The organism is Pseudoalteromonas sp. H103, assembly GCF_001469205.1.
Lineage (GTDB): Bacteria > Pseudomonadota > Gammaproteobacteria > Enterobacterales > Alteromonadaceae > Pseudoalteromonas > Pseudoalteromonas carrageenovora.
Genome location: NZ_LOFG01000015.1, coordinates 498,906 through 518,995, shown reverse-complemented (window position 1 = coordinate 518,995; position 20,090 = coordinate 498,906). Strand labels below are relative to the sequence as shown.

At 38.7% G+C, this 20,090-nt stretch carries 16 protein-coding genes; 5 read left to right on the top strand and 11 right to left on the bottom strand.

Going from position 1 to position 20,090, the window contains the following annotated elements; translation table 11 throughout:
- Positions 1 to 36: 36 nt before the first annotated feature.
- Together asnB and ATS74_RS12075 are read left to right on the top strand one after the other, a co-directional pair.
- Positions 37 to 1,710 (top strand): asparagine synthase B, encoded by a 1,674-nt coding sequence (gene asnB / locus ATS74_RS12080; RefSeq protein ID WP_058549135.1) that lies wholly within the window; start codon positions 37 to 39, stop codon positions 1,708 to 1,710.
- A complete protein-coding gene (locus ATS74_RS12075; protein ID WP_058549134.1) occupies positions 1,694 to 2,533 on the top strand; it encodes a PhzF family phenazine biosynthesis protein in 840 nt (279 codons plus the stop codon). The genes asnB and ATS74_RS12075 overlap by 17 nt, the downstream gene beginning before the upstream one ends.
- A gap of 6 nt (positions 2,534 to 2,539) precedes the next feature.
- Here the strand turns inward: ATS74_RS12075 and egtD are convergent, their stop codons facing one another.
- Together egtD and egtB are read right to left on the bottom strand one after the other, a co-directional pair.
- Complete coding sequence (egtD, locus tag ATS74_RS12070) at positions 2,540 to 3,514, bottom strand: L-histidine N(alpha)-methyltransferase (RefSeq protein WP_058549133.1); 975 nt, start codon at positions 3,512 to 3,514, stop codon at positions 2,540 to 2,542.
- Entirely contained in the window at positions 3,511 to 4,782 is a 1,272-nt protein-coding gene (gene egtB / locus ATS74_RS12065; RefSeq protein ID WP_058549132.1) for an ergothioneine biosynthesis protein EgtB, read from the bottom strand. Before egtB ends, egtD begins: the two co-directional genes overlap by 4 nt.
- Positions 4,783 to 5,246: 464 nt before the next feature.
- Here egtB and ATS74_RS12060 point away from each other — a divergent pair, with 464 nt between their 5' ends.
- The gene (locus ATS74_RS12060) at positions 5,247 to 6,827 is read left to right on the top strand and encodes a BCCT family transporter (RefSeq protein ID WP_058549131.1); all 1,581 of its coding nucleotides are present in this window, start codon (positions 5,247 to 5,249) and stop codon (positions 6,825 to 6,827) included.
- A 159-nt stretch (positions 6,828 to 6,986) separates the two neighbouring features.
- Here the strand turns inward: ATS74_RS12060 and ATS74_RS12055 are convergent, their stop codons facing one another.
- The 5 genes from ATS74_RS12055 to trhO form a co-directional block, all read right to left on the bottom strand.
- Positions 6,987 to 7,697, bottom strand: a complete 711-nt coding sequence (locus ATS74_RS12055; RefSeq protein ID WP_058549130.1) for a 3'-5' exonuclease — start codon at positions 7,695 to 7,697, stop codon at positions 6,987 to 6,989.
- Positions 7,697 to 9,595, bottom strand: a complete 1,899-nt coding sequence (locus ATS74_RS12050) for a DUF294 nucleotidyltransferase-like domain-containing protein (protein ID WP_058549129.1) — start codon at positions 9,593 to 9,595, stop codon at positions 7,697 to 7,699. Before ATS74_RS12050 ends, ATS74_RS12055 begins: the two co-directional genes overlap by 1 nt.
- Positions 9,596 to 9,737: 142 nt before the next feature.
- Complete coding sequence (locus ATS74_RS12045; protein ID WP_058549128.1) at positions 9,738 to 12,818, bottom strand: efflux RND transporter permease subunit; 3,081 nt, start codon at positions 12,816 to 12,818, stop codon at positions 9,738 to 9,740.
- A 2-nt stretch (positions 12,819 to 12,820) separates the two neighbouring features.
- Positions 12,821 to 13,831, bottom strand: a complete 1,011-nt coding sequence (locus tag ATS74_RS12040; protein WP_201023028.1) for an efflux RND transporter periplasmic adaptor subunit — start codon at positions 13,829 to 13,831, stop codon at positions 12,821 to 12,823.
- Positions 13,832 to 14,045: 214 nt separating this feature from the next.
- Entirely contained in the window at positions 14,046 to 15,053 is a 1,008-nt protein-coding gene (gene trhO, locus ATS74_RS12035) for an oxygen-dependent tRNA uridine(34) hydroxylase TrhO (protein WP_058549126.1), read from the bottom strand.
- A gap of 199 nt (positions 15,054 to 15,252) precedes the next feature.
- On the opposite strand from trhO, the gene ATS74_RS12030 reads away from it, so the two are divergent.
- A complete protein-coding gene (locus ATS74_RS12030; RefSeq protein ID WP_058549125.1) occupies positions 15,253 to 16,575 on the top strand; it encodes a DEAD/DEAH box helicase in 1,323 nt (440 codons plus the stop codon).
- 2 nt (positions 16,576 to 16,577) lie between these two features.
- A complete protein-coding gene (locus tag ATS74_RS12025) occupies positions 16,578 to 17,411 on the top strand; it encodes a CvfB family protein (RefSeq protein WP_058549124.1) in 834 nt (277 codons plus the stop codon).
- A 22-nt stretch (positions 17,412 to 17,433) separates the two neighbouring features.
- Here the strand turns inward: ATS74_RS12025 and ATS74_RS12020 are convergent, their stop codons facing one another.
- The 4 genes from ATS74_RS12020 to ATS74_RS12005 all read right to left on the bottom strand — a co-directional run bounded on the left by ATS74_RS12020 (position 17,434) and on the right by ATS74_RS12005 (position 20,071).
- Complete coding sequence (locus ATS74_RS12020; RefSeq protein WP_058549123.1) at positions 17,434 to 17,808, bottom strand: hypothetical protein; 375 nt, start codon at positions 17,806 to 17,808, stop codon at positions 17,434 to 17,436.
- A 91-nt stretch (positions 17,809 to 17,899) separates the two neighbouring features.
- A complete protein-coding gene (gene pyrF / locus ATS74_RS12015) occupies positions 17,900 to 18,604 on the bottom strand; it encodes an orotidine-5'-phosphate decarboxylase (protein WP_058549122.1) in 705 nt (234 codons plus the stop codon).
- Positions 18,605 to 18,650: 46 nt separating this feature from the next.
- Positions 18,651 to 19,787, bottom strand: coding sequence for a lipopolysaccharide assembly protein LapB (gene lapB, locus ATS74_RS12010; protein ID WP_058549121.1), 1,137 nt, complete (start codon positions 19,785 to 19,787; stop codon positions 18,651 to 18,653).
- Positions 19,788 to 19,789: 2 nt separating this feature from the next.
- Entirely contained in the window at positions 19,790 to 20,071 is a 282-nt protein-coding gene (locus ATS74_RS12005; protein WP_058549120.1) for a lipopolysaccharide assembly protein LapA domain-containing protein, read from the bottom strand.
- Between the last annotated feature and the right edge of the window lie 19 nt (positions 20,072 to 20,090).

The following is a 20,090-nucleotide window of genomic DNA, read 5'->3' as shown; positions in this document are numbered from 1 at the left end:
GCCTTGCTGCACACATAATAGGAATGAGGAGTTACTATGTGTTCAATTTTTGGTGTATTAGATATTAAATCTAACGCCGCTCAGTTGCGTACCCAAGCAATTGAAATGTCGAAGCTGCTTAGGCACCGTGGTCCTGATTGGTCTGGTGTTTATTCATCTGAAAAAGCGATTTTAGTGCATGAGCGCCTAGCCATTGTTGGCGTATCAAGCGGCGCACAGCCTTTATACAACCCTGAAAAAACAAATATTTTAGCGGTTAATGGCGAAATTTATAACCACAAAGAACTGGCAGCAGAGCTAAATGTTGATTTCGAATTTCAGACTCAGTCAGACTGTGAAGTTATTTTAGCGTTATACAAACAAAAAGGTCCTGAGTTTTTAGATGACCTAAATGGTATTTTTGCATTTTGTTTATACGATGAAGAAAACGATGCTTACCTAATTGGTCGTGATCACATTGGTATTATTCCACTTTACACTGGCCACGATGAGCACGGTAACTTTTATGTTGCCTCTGAGCTTAAAGCGCTTTCACCAATATGTAAGCACATTGAAGAGTTCCCTCCGGGTCATTACCTTTATAGTAAAGATGGAGATCTTAAGCCTTATTACAAACGTGACTGGGAAACTTTCGACGCAGTTAAAGATAACAGCGCAGAAGCTCAAGACGTTAAAGAAGCATTAGAAGCGGCAGTTAAGCGCCAGCTAATGTGTGATGTGCCTTACGGTGTGCTACTTTCTGGTGGTTTAGACTCATCTGTTATTTCGGCTATAACACAACGATTTGCAGCTAAACGTATTGAAGATAATGATGAAAGCGATGCATGGTGGCCTAAGCTTCACTCATTCTCTGTTGGTCTTGAAGGTTCACCTGATTTAGCGGCTGCACAAAAAGTGGCTGATATGATCGGTACTGTTCACCACCCTATCATTTTTACTATTCAAGAAGGTATTGACGCACTACGTGAAGTTATTTACCACATTGAAACGTACGATGTAACCACTATCCGCGCATCAACCCCTATGTATTTAATGGCTCGTCAAATTAAAGCAATGGGTATTAAAATGGTGCTTTCGGGCGAAGGTGCAGATGAACTATTTGGTGGGTACTTATACTTCCATAAAGCGCCAAACGCACAAGAGTTTCATGAAGAGTTAAACCGTAAAGTGTCTAAACTGCATATGTTTGACTGTTTACGTGCTAATAAATCAATGGCGGCTTGGGGCGTTGAGGCACGTGTACCGTTCCTTGATAAAGAATTTGTTGATGTTGCAATGCGCATTAACCCTGAAGCAAAAATGTGTAAAGATGGCAAAATTGAAAAACACATTTTGCGTGCAGGCTTTGACGGCTACCTACCAGAGGAAGTGTTATGGCGTCAAAAAGAGCAGTTTTCAGATGGTGTTGGCTACAGCTGGATTGATACATTAAAAGAGTTTGTAAACGAGCAAGTAAGCGATCAAGAACTTGCTAACGCTAAGTTTAAATACCCTATTAATACACCAGACTCTAAAGAAGCATACTACTACCGTACAATTTTTGAAGAGCATTTCCCAGGTGATGCATCAGCTAAGTGTGTACCACATGGTAAGTCAGTGGCGTGCTCTACCCCTGAAGCACTTGCTTGGGATGCATCATTTCAAAATAATGCAGATCCATCAGGTCGTGCTGCGGGCGTTCATAACGACGCATATGCAAGCAAAGGCTAAACGCTATTGTTTAACGCAGCATAGCCCTTTTTGGCTCATGCTGCGCTTTATTGAATATACCTTTACCGAATCTGTTTTTTATAGCCATAAACTTAACTTATTAGGCTCAAGTGCCTTAATAGTTATTTATAAAAATGGGCTTACCTCTAAAATGATGCAGCATATAGCATCAAAGTCTAAGCACCCTGCTACCGTATTTTTAAATCTTAATGAAATATCCAAACCCAGATGTAAAATTCGTTGGTTTAATCAAAAAAACGAAATTAAACGGTGCGGACATGGGTCGTTAGCGGCCGCTAAATGCTTAATAAATCATTTTAATTACTGCCCTAAAGTATTTGTGTCATCCTCTGATGAGCTATTTAATATAAATATTAAAAGGCAAAAAACACACCTCAAATTACAAACACTTAGATTGTATAAAACAAACGATACAAAAGAGCTAACTGCTTTATTTTCTCTCCCTATTAAAGCGACATACTGTAGTGCAAATAAAAATGGTTATACAGTTTTGCTATTTGATTCAAAAGAAGATTTAGAAAACTTACAGGTTGATTTTAACGGCTTAGCTAAAGCTCATTACAATGCAGTTATTGCGCTGAGCATGTTAAGTTTTAACAACGAGAAAGTAGTGGCGCATTTTAGGTATTTTGCACCGCAATTTGGTGTAAATGAAGATGCGGCCACAGGCTCTGCAGTATCGGTTATCGCGCCAATTATATTTAGACTAACAGGTTTAAATAAAGTTAAGTTATTACAAAAATCAAGTAATGGAGCGTTGTTACAGTTTATATATAACAACGCTCATGTTGAAGTGAGTTAAATAAGCTTATTGCGGTCGTAATAAGCAAAGTGCAAAGTAGTTGCTGTCATCCTGCCATGTTTGCTCTAAGTTTAAGTTAGCGTGCCCTGCAAGTTGTTTAAACGACTCAAGAGTATACTTATGTGAATTTTCAGTATGAATACTTTCACCTTTAATAAAATCTACTCGTTGGTTATTTATCACCACACTTTGGTCGCACTTACTCACCAAGTGCATTTCTATGCGGCTATGCTGTTCGTTAAAGCGCGATTCGTGACTAAAGTTATCTAAATCAAAAGTACCGTTGAGCTCGTTATTAATTCTTTGTAGTAGGTTTTTATTAAATGCTGCGGTAATACCCGCTTTATCGTTATAGGCATCAAGTAATACTTGGCGCTCTTTTACTAAATCAATGCCAATTAATACATAACCATTAACACCACATAAGCGGTGAAAGTTATTCATAATTTCGATCGCTTTTACTGGTGCAAAGTTACCAAGTGTCGAGCCTGGGAAATAAACTAAGTTTGTTTGGCTATCTAGGGATGTATCTTTGGTTAGCTGCTTTACCATTTGACTATGAGTAAAGTCGCCGAGTAGTGGCGAAATAGATAACTCAGGAAATAACGGCGATAAATGCGCTAGGGAGTAGTTGAGCATTTCTGATGATATTTCAAAAGGAACAAACGTTTTAACATTGCTCATATGAGCAAGTAAATACGCAACCTTTTTACCCGAGCCACAACCAGGTTCTATTATTGATAGATTTTCAGGAAGCATATTTGCAATTGCTTTTGAGTAATCCTCTAAAATAGCCAGTTCTGTACGTGTAACGTAATATTCTTTTAGTGACGTTATTTGCTCAAATAATGCAGCGCCTTTATCATCATAAAAATACTTACATGGCAGTGTTTTTTGTTGCTGTGCGAGCCCGCTGAGTACATCGGTTAAAAACTCAGTGTCGGTTATGTTGCACTGTTTTATTGCTGTTAGTTGGCTCATTGTATGTCCTTTGCTAGTCTAATTCCGCTGCACATCCACGCTTGGTGTGGGTAATAAAAGTTTCTATAGGTTTGTCGCAAATGGTTTTTTGGTGTAAGTACACACCCGCCACGTAACACCATTTGATTGTTCATAAATTTACCATTGTATTCGCCAGCTACTCCTTCAATTGGTTTAAAGCCGGGGTAAGGTAAATATGCGCTATTCGTCCACTGCCAACATGCATCATTTAATTGCTCTATGTTTGCTTCACCTTTTGCTTGCGCTGGCATTAAGTAGTCATCAACCTTTTTATACACCTCACTATTTTGAGCTGCATACTCCCATTCAAATTCAGTTGGCAAACGCGCTTTTGCAAAATTAGCATAAGCACTGGCCTCAAAATAATTAACATGGCAAATGGGGGCGTCTAAATTTAGTGGCTGTAGCCCATAATGTGTAAATTCGTACCACTGTTCATTAATGCATTGCCAATATAGCGGTTGCGTTAACTGATTTGCTTGAATGTTTGCCCAGCCATCACTCAACCAATAATCGGCGGTGTTATACCCGCCTGCATTAATAAACTCTAAATATTCGCCATTAGTAACTAATCTGTTTGCAAAGCTAAATGGATGAATGAGTACTTGGTGCTTTGGCTGCTCGTTATCGTATGCAAATTCGGCTTCTGCATTAGTACCGATATTTATAATTGCTTGGTCAAACTCTTTAAACTCAATAGCTTTAACGTTATCTTGTATGCCTGTTTGGTGTTGTGATTCAGTAAGGTACTTTGGATATAAAGGATTGACAGAAAAATTATATTTTATGTCCATGAGCATTAGTTCTTGATGTTGCTGCTCATGATTTAAGCCCAGTTCAATAATATTTTTAATATAATCATCAAGTGAGGTGTTTAGTAACTCAGTTACATGCTTATCCACGTAGGCTCTGTAAGCTATTACTTCTTCAAGCGTTGGCCTTGATAAACTTGCGCGGTTTGCACGCTTAAATTGCTCCCCTATGCCGTTATAGTAAGAGTTAAATAACATTTTAAAATGTGGATTAAATACACCGTACTGCTCATCATAGACACTTAATAAAAACGTTTCAAAAAACCATGTTGTATGTGCCAAATGCCATTTAATGGGGCTTGTATCTGCCATCGCTTGTAGCTGGCAGTCTTCGGCACTGAGGGAAGCAATAATATTTAAACTTTCGCTTCTTATATTTATAAAGCGGTTAACCAACTCATTGTTGTGGGAGGTGCTTGCAGCGCTCTGACTCATAATAGTATTAATCCTTTGCCTATTTACTTAAAATATAGCCTAGACCTTGAGTAGTGTTAAATCATATTCATATTACAACTTGATTAAAGTAAAACATCAGCCTATAAAATAATAACAACTCTCATTAGTAAGTATTAAACAATAAAAAATAATATGATCTTTTTTTATTTTATTAAGTACCATAATGCTTTTAATACCAAACTATTTTTTAACGCTCACTGAACTTATCAATTTTTGATTAAACATTACTAAATCATAATTTTGGCTATATAAACAGCGTTTTAAATACAAATTCATTTACATTTAATATTTAACTCATACACTAGTAGCTGTATGATCACTCTTCAAATTAGTTAGTCTTCAAATAATTACAGTATTACTTTTTACTTAATATTTAAAGGCTAATGTAATTCGATATAACGCCGATTTATTTTGGCTTGTTAGGACAACAATAGAGGTATTGCATGAAGGAAAATCATGACAAATATAGTATCGACAATACGGATTACACCGTAGGTCAGGATAATGTACAAAAATGGGGCTTTGATATACACAACCCTGTTTTTGGTATTAGTGCAGGCCTGATTGTCATTTTTTTAATCGCCATTTTGGTTACTGAGCCGCAAACTGCAAAAGCCGCACTTGACGGTGTTAAGCTCGATATTATTAATAATTTTGATGCTTTATTTATGTGGGCAGCAAACTTTTTTGTATTATTTTGCTTAGTATTAATTGTATCTCCTTACGGTAACATTCGCTTAGGTGGAGATGATGCTAAACCATCACATTCTCGTATCTCTTGGCTTGCCATGTTATTTGCTGCTGGTATGGGTATTGGCCTTATGTTTTGGGGCGTAGCAGAACCTGTAGCCTATTTTACTGGCTGGTATGAAACACCACTTAACGTAACAGCAAATACACCTGAAGCTGCAAAACTTGCCATGGGTGCAACTATGTTCCATTGGGGATTACACCCATGGGCAATTTACGCAGTTGTTGCGCTCTCCTTGGCATTCTTTACCTACAATAAAGGGTTACCCCTTTCAATTCGTTCTATTTTTTACCCAATATTGGGCGACAAAGCTTGGGGCTGGCCTGGTCATATAATTGATATTTTAGCCGTGCTTGCGACTTTGTTTGGCCTTGCTACATCGTTAGGTTTAGGTGCTCAGCAAGCATCTGCTGGTATTAACCACGTATTTGGAACAGATGGCGGTGTTGGCTCTCAAATATTAGTTATAGTGGGGGTAACACTACTGGCTATTATTTCAGTCGTGCGCGGTATTGATGGCGGCGTAAAACTTTTAAGTAACATTAACATGTTAATTGCTTTTGCATTATTAGTGTTTGTTTGCTTAGTGGGTTTTGCTGTTGCTATGGGTAATGTACCTAATACTATTATGGGTTATGTTGAAAATATAATTCCTCTTAGTAATCCTCATGGTCGTGAAGACGAAACATGGATGCATGGCTGGACTGTATTTTATTGGGCTTGGTGGATTTCGTGGTCACCGTTTGTAGGTATGTTTATAGCACGCGTATCACGTGGTCGAACTATTCGAGAGTTCTTAATTGCGGTATTACTAATCCCTACGCTAGTTACTATTTTATGGATGTCGATTTACGGCGGTATTGCAATTGATCAAGTGGTTAAAGGTGTTGGTAGCTTAGGCACAAACGGTTTAACCGATGTACCGTTAGCCATGTTCCAAATGCTTGATGAACTACCTATGGCTAATATTTTATCGTTTATTGCTATTGTGTTAGTGCTAGTATTTTTTATTACTTCGTCTGACTCAGGCTCGCTTGTAATAGACTCTATTACAGCAGGCGGTAAAATTGATGCACCCGTGCCACAGCGTATCTTTTGGGCATCGGTAGAAGGCGCTATTGCAGCAGCTCTACTTTGGATTGGTGGTACAGAGGCTATTCAAGCGCTTCAAGCAGGTGCGGTATCAACTGGCTTACCATTCACCATTGTATTATTACTTATGTGTGTAAGCTTATTATTAGGTTTACGTACTGAGCCACGCTCAGCTAAGTAAATAAGTAATATATTTTAAACACTAAAACGCCGCATTATTGCGGCGTTTTTTATGTTTACAGTTAAGCCTTAATGGCTCTTGTGAACAATGTAATCACATTATGTAGACTCTTCCCTTCAAGGCAGCAAGACCTACTAATACCATCACTCAAAGCTGCTGTTAGCTTAAAATCTCACTCAGTGTTGTATCGCTTCTGTAATGATATTGAATTTGCGCCATTAACAGCTCTGCCGTTGCTAATGCGTCAATTAACGCATTGTGATTATGATAAGCAGGCAGTGAATAGCGTTTTCGACAATCATTTAACCTTACTGAGCCTAACTTACTTTTAAATAACCGCCCTAGTAACCCTTGTCGTGCATGTAGCGCTTTTCGTTCTATTTCCATTGTATCTACTAATGCAAACTCAATTCCTTCGCTTATACGAGCTAATAAAGCATTATTTAAAAAGTGACGTTCAATGGCTGCATAATGCACAACAACAATTTTACCACTTAACGCATTTAATAAAGGCCCTAAAATAGAGGCTAAGTCAGGAGCTTCATCTACTTCTGAGTGGGTAATACCATGAATAACTATGGATTCTTCACTTAAGCTCTTTCGGGGTTGTACAACCCAGTGTTTGCTTTGCTTGCAAAACACCCGCTCTAAACTAAACGGTACTAAACCAACACTCACAATATCGTCCACTTCGCCATTTAGACCAGTCGTCTCAAAATCTAAAGCCACAAAAGGAACATCTTTTAGAGGGGTTTTAATATCACTGAATGCGTGAGTATAAAAATGCCTTAAAAAAATATTTCTAGTTTTAGAGGCATTTTGCTGATATTTTTTTTCCCAATTAGCTTTGTTATACGAGCGGTTACTCATCAGTGTTTTACACCTACATTTGCAGAGTAACTAAATTTTAAATAGCTTTGTGCTTTTTCAAGTATTGCAAACGCCTCTTTTAAATTACGCTGCTCAAACGGTGACAATAAATGCGGGTCTAGGTCATTATCTGGCTCTTCACCTTGCTCTATTTGCCAAGCCTGGTGACGTATCCGCATCATGGCGATGTATTCCAGTGAATCTCGTAAATCTTGTGCCTTACCTTCTGGAAGTAACTTGGCCTCTATAATATCCTCTAAGCGCTCAAACGAGTTTTGCTTACGAGAGCCAATGGCTAAAGCATGTACTCTTATTACATCTGACAGAGGTGCTGTTCCTCTACGCTTTAGGTTCATTGAGCGCTTGTGCTGGCCATTATGCTCAAGCACAAACCCTTTAAAAAAGCCCAGAGGCGGTGTTCTATTACGTGCGTTTGAAGCCATGTTTGCTAAAAACACTCTATTAGTTTTACTTTGCTTAGCAATAAATTTTTTAAGCTCTTCCGCCCACTTGGTTTTGCCCCATACACCATCTAAATCAAAAAATATTGAGCTATTTAATAACGCTTGCGGCTTAGGCTGCTCAATCCATTGTGTAAATTGATCAAACCACTGCGAGCGTGTTTTACGCCACTTTTTAAATGACGCCATAATTTCGCCATCACAATAGGTATAGCCACATTGCGCTAAGCCATCGCATACAAAATCAGAAATATTTTGAAAGTAATCGTTGTGCTTATCGTCATCGTAACTGTCATCTAAAATAAGCGCGTTATCTTGATCGGTTACAATTAGCTGCTCATCGCGTGCCATTGAGCCAAGGGCTATAAAACAATACGGTACAGGTGGCGGGCCAAACTTTTCTTCAGCTAAGACCAATAAACGTTGCTTAAATGTACGCCCTATTACGGCCATTGCAGTGCCGACCATATGCGAATTTGCATCTTCGTTTACCATACGTACAAAAACATTGGGTAATTGGCGCGCATAGTGTGCTAAATCTTCGATTGTTTGTTGCGCTAATATTCCACGTACTAACAATAAGCTACTTTGTGACTCATAGCGTAAAATATCAGAAAGAGAAATAACCCCAATTGGGCGGCGTTTTTGAACTACAGGTAAATGGTGTAAGTTGTCGCGAAGCATAGCTAGTACCGCTTCAAACACGTACGCGTTTGCATCTAACAATACCAAATTAGTTGACATAATTTGCTCAGCTTTTACGTTAAGCGCTAAGCCCTCTGCAACCACTTTAGTTCTGAGGTCTCTGTCGGTAATAATACCTGCGATTTGGCCGTCATCTTCTTCAGGGTCATCACTAATTGGCTTATTAACATCGGTAACTAAAACTGACGAGACTGCTTCTTCTGTCATGATTTTAGCTACATCTTGTACCGTGGTTTGCGTATCAACAGTCACCACATCACGATGAATTAAGGATTTTACTTTTGCAGTGGTTAAGTCATTCCCGTCTGCCTGCTCAACAATTGCTTGGCGAAGGCGTACATTGCCATCTTCTTCAAAGTAATCTGCAAACGAATCAAATTCATCACAATAGCGATTAAATATGTCAACGTTAATACAATAAACAAGCGTATCTTCTAGTGCTTTAGCAGGAAAGCGGACTTTGCGATTCATTAGTAGGCCCATTTGACCAAATATTCCGCCAACTTCTAAACGATTATAGAGTTCGTTATTACGACGATATATTTCGACAGAGCCACTTCTAATAACAAATAAATCTGCTATGTCTTGGCCAAGCGTTAAAATGTCGGTTTGTGATCGGTAATAAGCTACTTCAACTTGTTGAGCAAGCTCGTTTAGAGCCTTAGTTGGTAAATCATCAAATGGTGGGTGCTGCGCTAAAAACTGCGCTATTTCAACTTGTTCAGCTTGCATTGGGGATTCCTTGTGAGCACACAATAAGGCATGTATATGCTTAAGTGGCTATCTTAACAAACAAATATAGCCAAGCAAGATTTAACTAATAGCCACAACTCTTTAAAATTAAAAGTGTAGTGGCTATAACTATAATTGCACTTTAAGTTAGCTTTTCAAGTTCTTGTTCAAGTTCTTTAGATTCATCGCCTCGAGGGGTTGTAAACCGTGCTAAGCCTAAATAAATAACAGGCGTAAGGTAAAGCGTAAACAAAACAGCCAGTGCGAGGCCGCCAAATACCACCCAACCGATGGCATTACGTGCTTCAGCACCTGCCCCTGTAGACATAATTAATGGTAACGCACCTAACAAGGTTGATATAAGAGTCATGGTAATTGGTCTTAAACGTACTAATGCGGCTTGTTCTACTGCATTTCTTACTGATAACCCTTGGTCGCGTAATTGATCGGCAAATTCAACCAGTAAAATGGCGTTTTTAGCAATTAAACCTATCAGCATAACTAAGCCGATTTGAGAATATATGTTTAACGATGTTCCCGTTAAATAAAGCGCTAAAATTGCAGAAGTAATCCCAAATGGTACGGTTATCATAACTACAATCGCGCTGTTTACATTTTCAAACTGAGCAGCCAACACTAAAAATACAATTAAAAAAGCCAGTACATAAGTTACAAGTACTTCGCTAGATGTTTCCTCATAAGTCAGTGCTTCACCTTTAAACGCAAGTGCAATACCTGGCGCTAGCGATTGCTCAGACACTAACTTAATTTGTTCAACCAACGATGCAATAGTTAATCCTTCTGGCAATTCCATACTTAGCTCTATAGAGCGGCGCTGCGCATGTCGCTCTAGTTCAGCTGCTACGCCTTCTTCAGAAATATAAGCCACACTACTCAAAGGCACTAAGCTGTTATTACCTGCCCTTATGTATAAATTAGCCAAATCGCTCGGATCGTTTATTGTTTGATTCTGTGCTTGCAACATTATGGGAACAGATTGATCACCTATGTTTAAATCTTCAATATCATCGCCATTAATGGCCGCTCTTAGTGTAATAGCAATGTCGCTGAGCGCAACGCCAAGCTCTTGTGCGCGTCGTCTGTCTATATTTACTCTAAGCTGTGGTTGTGAAGGCTGATAAGAAATACGCACAGGTGCAACTTCGGGTACTGCTTTTTCAAGTGCTGCAGAGAACTGCTGAGCGGCTTTGAATATTTGCAGGTAATCTTGCCCTAGTAAAGCAATCTCCACACCACCTCCTTGGCCACGTAAATTTAAACTATTGGCACCGCCTGGAAATGCAGGAGCACCGGGAATATTACCCAAGGGCTCACGAATTTTGTTGATTATTTCTTGTTGGCTAAAGTGCCTTTCATCCCAGTGTTTCAGTGGCACAGTAATAAATACGATATTTGGATCCCACTGGCCAACTACGGTGTAAATTGATTCTATTTCGCCACTATCAATAAAGGGTAATAAAATATCTTCCATTTTTATGGCTTGTCTATCCATAAAATTAAGCCCTACACCATCAGGTCCGCGTGCAAATATACGTATTTTGCCGCGATCTTCACTTGGCAATAATTCACTGTCTAAACTCGTATATAAAGCGCCAGAGCCACCTGCAACTAGTAAACAAGCAATAAACGTAAGCCATGCATGATCAAGCACCCTATGAATTGATTTTGTATAAATACCACCAAGCCAGTGGCCTAGCTTTGCAAATGGATGAAAACCACCCTGCTTTAGCTTTAATTTAGAGGTAAGTGCAGGGACTAAAGATAGCGCTACAAAACTTGATATAATAACCGCACCTGCAAGTACACCACCAAACTCTCTAAATAATCGCCCTGCAGTTGAAGGTAAAAAGGCGATAGGTATAAATACAGCAGCCAACACGGCTGTAGTTGCCACTACTGCAAAAAACACTTCTCGTGTGCCTATTACTGCAGCTGCACGCCTACCTAGCCCTAAGCCTCGTTGTCGCTGAATGTTTTCGCTTACTACAATGGCGTCATCAACAATTAAACCAGTAGCAAGTACAAGGGCGAGTAACGTTAAAATATTAATCGAAAATCCAAGTGCCCATATGAGTGCGAGCGAGCCAATTAAGGCAACGGGAATTGCAAATGCCGGTACGAGTGTGGCCCGCCAAGAGCCGATAAAAACCCACAGTGTTATCACTACTAATAGTACAGTAAGCAATAAAGAGTAAATTACCTCATCAACTGAGCTTCTTATAAACTGTGCATCATCAGAAGTAAGGGTGAACTCCATTTCAGGAAAACGTGTTTGCATACTGTTGATGAGCTTTAATACCTCATCAGATATTTCTATTGTATTTGATTGTGCTTGGCGAATTATTTCCATGCCTATAACAGGTTTACCATTAAGTCTTACCATAGAGCGCGGATCGGCAGGCCCAAAGTAAACAGCTGCAATATCGCTAATACGGGTATCGCCTTGAATTATTATGTCGCCCACTTGTTCAGGGGTTATCGACGTAGCATCAGCTCGCACGATAATTTGCTGATCGTTTGCCTTTAAGCTCCCTGCTGGTACATCAAATGGCGCTTGGCTAAGTACTTGTGCTACATCTGGGATAGTTAAATTAAAGCTGCTCAGTTTAAGCGGGTCGATTCGTACTCTTAATACTCGCTCTCTATCACCGTTTAAACGTACATCAGCAACCCCAGGAATAGTTAAAAATTGTGGGGCTAAGTCAACATCAACTCTCTCAGTTAGTGCTTCAAGCGGTAAACTACCACTGGAGACCGTTAATGAGACAACGGCTTCTGCATCATTATCGGCTTTAATAATTGATACTCGCTCAACTTCTTCAGGGAGATCGCGTTGAACGCGCGCTACCGATTCTCGCGTTTCATTGGCGGCATCGTCTAAATTAATACCTGGTCTAAACTCAACGACAATACGCGAGTTTCCTTCTTCACTTTGCGCTCGTATGGATTTAACACCACTTACGCGAGCTACCGCACCTTCTAATTTACTGGTTACTTCAGTGTCTACTGTTTCTGGGGAGCCACCTGGAAATGGAGCGGAAACAGTAATACGCGGCCTATCTACATCAGGAAGCTCTCTAACCTCAACCCCTGCAATAGCTGCAATGCCGGCAATAATAATAAGTAAGTTAAGTACCACAATGAGGACTGGGCGGCGAATCGCCATTGATGGTAAGTCTTGCATCATAGGTTGCTGTTTCATACCTACTCCTGCGTATCTGCTGCATTGAAGCTTAGCGCTTGCTGAGTACGCAAGCGCTGTACGCCTTCAATAACTAAAATATCATCTTTATTTAAAGGCCCAGATACTAATAAACGCCCTGAAAGACGCTGCTCTATTTTTACTTCAACGCGTGTGGCTTTGTTATCAACACTGGTCCACACATACGGCCCCGTTGCTCCCCACAGTAATGCAGCTTCTGGTATTGCGGCATAATTATCACCTAACACTTCAATATGAACTCTAAAACTCATACCCGGTAAAAACTGCTGGTTGGCGTTGTTTAGCTTTGCTTTTACACGCAGGGTACGTGTTTGGGGATCGATTCTTGAATCTAAGTAAGCAATTTCAGCCTTAATTGGCTTTTCTGACTGCCACGGAAATACTGTTATATTGCTCTTATTACGAAGCATAGATATAGCTGACTCTGGCGCATTAAAATTAATGTACAAATCACTGGTATCATCAATACTCGCTATTTCAGTTAGCTCAGAGATTCTATCGCCAACTTCTACATCAGTGAGGCCCATAATACCGTTTAAAGGGGCAATAACTTTTCTATCCTCAAGCTCTGTTTGTGCTTGAGTTAAAGTAACTTTTGCAAGTTCAACAACCGTTTTAGCATCATCTACATCACTTTTTGGCACAGCCCCCTTGGCTTGGCTTTGCTGTAATCGCTCTAGTATTCGTTGCGTATCAGCAAGTTTAATTTTAGCTTCATCAAGTGCGGCTTTTTGTCTACGTGAATCAAGTTCGAGTAAGGTCTGGCCTTTTTTCACTTTATCGCCTGGTTTAAAATGTACAGCGGTTACCCTATCACCCACCGCTGGGTATAACATAACTGAATGAATAGCCTCAGTATTACCAACAGCTTGAACTTGTTGCTTAGCACGCTCGAATGTTAGTTTTTGTACCACTACATTTGCACTTATTGCTGGTAAAGTAACAAATACTAAAGCACTAAACATGCTGGTTAATAAAATTCGCGATTTCAAAGTAACACCCTAATTAATTATTATTTACATTACCGTACGAAGTTTAACAGCTGTTTGATCAATAACTAGGTTAGAACGATAAATTGGCAGAACAATGAGATAAAATAGCGTTTGTAATACCAATTTAAGCATAATCTAAACCAGCGTACTTATGTGGTAGCTAAAACAAAAAAGCCCAGCAAAAGCTGGGCTAATAAAACGTAATATATAAATATTATTTACCGCGCTGAGCATCCTTTTGCGCCTTTTTAGCTTCTTTGCGTTGCTGTAAAACAGCTTGGGCTTCATTACCAATGTGCCCTTCGCCACGCGCTTGAGCAAGCTCAATTTGCTTTTGACGTTCAGCAAAACGAGCGCGTTGCTCATCAGTCACATCATCAATACAATGGTGACACGATACACCTTCCATGTACTCTGGTTTTTGCTTTTCTTCTTCAGTGATTGGCATACGACACGCATGACACTGATCGTATGAGCCTTTTTGTAAATCATGATTTACCGCTACACGGTTATCAAATACAAAACACTCGCCTTCCCACATGGTTTCTTCTTTTGGTACTTCTTCTAGGTATTTTAAAATACCACCTTCTAAGTGATAAACCTCGTCAAAACCTTGCTCTTTCATGTAGGCAGTTGATTTTTCACAGCGAATACCGCCGGTACAAAACATAGCCACTTTTTTGTGTTTTTCAGGGTCTAAGTTTTCTTTAGCCCACTGCGGGAACTCGCGGAAAGTTTTAGTGTTAGGGTCGACTGCATTTTGAAAAGTTCCGATTTCTATTTCGTAATCGTTACGTGTATCAATAAGAATAACTTCAGGGTCAGATATAAGTGCGTTCCACTCATTAGGCTTAACATAGCTACCTACCACTTTAAGTGGGTCAACACCTTCAACACCCATGGTAACAATTTCGTTTTTAAGCTTTACTTTTGTACGGTAAAACGGACATTCGTCATCGTATGACTCTTTAGTAACTATATTTTTAAGGTTATCTTGGGTGTCTAACCACGCGAGTAAGTTATCTATACCTTCGCGCTTTGCCGATACAGTACCGTTTATACCTTCAGCTGCAAGTAATAAAGTACCACGTACTTCGTTTGCTTCCATTACTTCTAAAAGTGGTTTACGTAGCGCTTCAAAATTGGGTAAGCCTACAAACTTGTACATTGCACATACTACAAAGTGCTCGTTTGTTACATTATCTTTATGAACAGCAGTCATTTTTGTTTCCTATTTTGCTTTGATAGCCTTAAGTGGCGTTTACCGAATCGTAAATCCGGCGCATATGGGGCGCGTATTTTACGCTTTTTATAATTAATTGCAAAAAATAGCGCTATAGATTGGTTTTTACTGTCGGCATAACCCCTGTGTAAGCTATAATGCGGCCATTAATTTAAGTTGCACATTGGAGAACACGACTTTGCACTTTACTGATCTTGGGATTGATACTCGCCTTGAAACACAATTAGCACATCAAGGGATCACCCAGCCCACAGATATTCAAGCACATGCAGTGCCTACAGCACTTGCAGGGCATGACATTTTCGCTCAGTCTAAAACTGGGTCGGGCAAAACATTAGCGTTTTTGTTACCTGCTGTTCAGCGAGTAATGAAACAAAAAGCGCTCAGTAAACGCGATCCTCGTGTACTTATCGTTGCGCCAACCCGTGAACTTGCAACGCAAGTATTTACTCAATTGCGCTTATTAATTGCAGGCGCAAATATCAAAGCTGTAAAAATATTAGGCGGTGAAAACTTTAACGATCAAATTAAAGCACTGCGTAACGACCCACACTTTGTTGTTGCAACACCTGGGCGTTTGGCCGATCACATCACAAAGCGCTCATTACAATTAAGTGGTTTAGAGCTGTTAATTTTTGATGAAGCTGACCGTATCCTAGATTTAGGTTTTACTGAACAACTTAAAATGATTAATGAGCAAGCAAATCACCGTTTGCGCCAAACATTATTGTTTTCGGCAACACTTGATCATGCACAAGTAGATGCACTTTCACGCAACTTATTAAAAAAACCAAAACAAATTACGCTTAGCGCAGCAAACGAGCAGCACAGTGATATTAAACAAACTCTTTATTTAGCTGATCACCTTGATCACAAAGAAGCGTTACTTGAACACTTTTTAAAGCAAGACGATGTTGGTCAATGTATTATTTTTACAGCAACACGTGCCGATACCAGCCGTTTAAGTGAAGCTTTAAATGAAAAAGGGTTTAAATCGGTCGCGCTCGCTGGCGATTTAACACAAAGCAAACGCCTTGAAATCATGGACTCGTTTAGCCGTGAAAACTTTAAAATACTAATTACCACCGATGTCGCTTCACGTGGCTTAGATTTATTAAGTGTAACGCACGTAATTAACTTTGATTTACCAAAACATGCAGAAGAATATGTACACCGTATAGGCCGTACAGGCCGTGCTGGTTTTAAAGGTAATGCTTTATCGCTTGTTGGCCCTAAAGACTGGGCAAGCTATTTAGCAATAAAATCGTTTTTGAACGATGAGCTTGTATTTGCAAGTGTTGAAGGTTTAAAAGCTAAATTTAAAGGTATTAAAGAGAAAAAACCTGCTGCGACTGTAAAAACTAAAAAAGTAACGCAGGTTAAAAAACCACACGTTAAACGCAAAGCAAAACCTAAAAAACCAGTGGCACCAATTAAAGCCCCTATGAATATCGATGGCGATTCACCAATGCGCCGCAAAAAAAAGCCTGAGCAGGAATAATTATGAGTTACCTAGGAACAACACAAACCCTATTTGTAAAAGAAGTAAGTAACGAAGGTGCTTACCTTGATGGCCATGACTTAGGTGAAGTGTTTTTACCAAAACAAGAAATTAAACATGAGCTTGAAGCAGGTGATAGCATTAGTGTATTTATATATTTAGATAATGCTAACTTACCTACTGCCACCGTTAAAAAACCACATGCTCAAGTTGGTGAATATGCCCTGCTTCGCGTTAAAGAAATAAACAGTATTGGTGCATTTATAGATTGGGGGCTTGATAAAGACGTACTAGTTCCATTTAACGAACAAAAGCCACGAATGCAAGAAGGCCATTCATACTTAGTTCGTTTGTATCTTGATAATGCAAGCCAACGTATATGTGCATCGAATAACTTTAACCGCTTTTTATCAAAAGATGAGCCTGAATATTCACACCTTCAAGAAGTTGATTTGATTGTTGCTGGTAAAACAGACATTGGTTACAAAGTGTTAATTGAAGAATCTCACTTTGGTGTTGTATTTTATAACATGGTATTCAAAAATTTATTTGTTGGGCAAAAACTTAAAGGGTTTGTTCAAAAGGTACGTGAAGATGGTAAAATTGACGTTGTACTTGAAAAGCCTGGCATGGGTAAAGTAAGTGATCTAAGTGAAAAGATTTTAGAGAAGCTCAAACAAGAAGGTGGAATACTTGCCATTGGTGATAAGTCAGATCCTGAGCTTATAAAAAAGGTTTTCTCAACGAGTAAAGCTAACTATAAAAAAGCAATTGGTGGATTATTTAAACAAGAGCTAATAGAGATTGAAGCGAAATCCATTCGCTTAAAATCTTAATATAAAATATATCCGCTGAGTTCTAACCTAAAATATATTTATAAGGCAATGTACATTGTGTGTATTGCCTTGAATAATCTAACACTTCAACTTCACTTTCTAAATTAAGTGGCGCTAAACGAAATACTTTCTTTTCACACTCTAACTTTTTGTTTTCATGCTGCGATAAGCACTCATTTACCGTAATATGTTGTGTATTTAGAGTCGCCTCATTTTTGTAACATAAGTGATGTGCGTAGTCTTCCATTGTTTTTTTAAAATCAAACATATTAACAGGATACACAGAAATTATATCTGTAACTGTACTGACACCATCATATGCTTTACTTGAAGATACATACTTATTAACCGAAAAACCAGCAACTATAATTAATATAGAACCTAAAAATAACTTCAAAATAAACCCCTACAACATTTTGATTTTATTAATGTAACACAAAATCTACATAAGGTAAGGGTTTAGCACTAAATAACTGGTTTTTGTTAAGCTAGCTTATTGAACTGTTAACATCTTCCAATACTTTTACTGGATTGTCAGCTTTAGTAATCGGCCTACCAATAACTAAATAATCACTTCCGGCATCTACTGCTTGTTTAGGCGTCATAATACGTTTTTGATCGCCAGCATCACTTCCCTCAGGCCTTATACCAGGAGTAACTAATTTAAAATTATTACCTAGTTCAGCTTTTAAAATTTTAGCTTCTTGAGCTGAGCAAACAACACCATCAAGTCCTGCCTCTTTTGCTAATTTAGCTAGATGCATAACTTGTTGCTGTGCTGACTTTTCTACACCTAAGCGTTTTAGCTCAATTTCATCCATACTTGTTAATACAGTTACAGCAATTAAAAGTGGTGCTTTATCACCAAATTTTTCGAGTGCTTGTTTAGCTTTAGTCATCATTTCAAAACCGCCAGATGCATGTACGTTCACCATCCACACGCCCATATTTGCCGCTGCAGTAACTGCTTTAGCTACCGTATTAGGGATATCATGAAATTTTAAATCTAAAAATACATCAAAGCCTAAATCAATTAACTCTTTAACAAATGAAGGCCCAAAGTAAGTAAACATCTCTTTGCCCACTTTTAGTCGGCAAGTATCAGGTGAAAGTTGCTTTACAAAACTAAGGGCGGCTTCTTGAGAATCATAATCTAGGGCAATAAGAATTTTTTTTGAATGTTCGAAAGACATAGCTATCCTAATGAATGGCAGTAAAGTTATAAATAGTTAGGGGTTATTAAAATCCGTCTAAGCCTCTACTTGGCACAATGGTTTCCCAATGTTTACAAGATGGGCAATTCCAGTAAATTGTGTGACTGGTAAATCCACAGTGCTGACATTGGAAATCAGGTTTTGTGGCTATATACGAAGTAACAAGCTTATCAATTTCATTGAGTACTTCTTTTGTATTTTTATTTTGATTACCCATAAGCTGCAGTAAAAAGCTAAAACCGCGAATAGTCGGTTGGCGCTTTAAACTATCAGTTAAAAAATCAAATGCTTGCTTGGTATGCCCCTGCTCTAATAAAGCTTGGCAATGTTTTATTTTTATTAGCACGCCACCTTTATCTAAAAGGTCATTTAATAAATCATGAAACTGATGAGTTAAATTTAATTGTTTATAGCTATGCGCCAGCTCATCAATAAATAACGGGGCAAACAACGTAAACTGACAAACAAGTTCACGCCAGTAATAAATAGCTTTAACGTAATCCTCGCTTGTATAAGCAGTTAAACCTAGTTCGTAAAGCGGCCTAATTGCTTTGTAATTTAAGCTTATCGCTTTACGCATTAATTGAGGATTATTATTACTCAATGCTAATTCACAATAAAAGTTAGCAATGGCTTTAAAATGCTGCTCTTTAGAAAATAGCTCGCTATGGGCTTCAAACATATTAATGCCTTTTTCCCACTCTCGGGTTTGCGAATAAAGAGTAATAATAGGGTCAAGCGCTTCAGGCTCACCTGCTTTAACAAGCCAGACCAAATGCTCTTCTGCACTATCAAGTAAACCCGCCATAATATAATCTTCGGCAAGTTCTAAACGCGTAGTTGCAGATTCTTTTTCGCTTAAGCTAGGATGCTTTAAAAGGAGTTCATGAATTTTAATAGCGCGGTCTAGTTCACCTCGACGGCGAAACATAGTAGCTAATGTAGAATAATGTTCAACAGAATCAGCGGCTACTTCGAGCAAGTTGATTAAATGCTCTAAACCCTGATCTTCTTCTCTATCAAGTAAAAACTTTAAGCCTTTACTATATTCAGATGTGATCTGTCTATTAAGTTGATGAGCTTGGTTTTTAGCACTATTTTTACCCATTATCCAGCCGTAACCGGCAGCTACAGGCAGTAGTAAAAACAAAAGCTCAATCATAATTAGGCGTCTTTATTAGCGGCAAGCTTGTTTTTATCTTTTTCAGGCGCTAATTGTTTTTTTAAACGGTAGTTTTGCCACTTTAACTTAGAAAATATTTTAAAGCTTATAAAGCAGCCAATTACAACACCTATTAAAAAGCAGATACTAATTATTACAGCTAAAGGTAATGTATTACTGGCAATAATATAATTAATTTGTACTAATTGTGGGTTTTGAGATCCCAATACAAATGCGCAAATGAGAAAAAACGCAACCAGAATAATTTTTAATACCTTAAACAAGTAACTACTCCAATGAGTT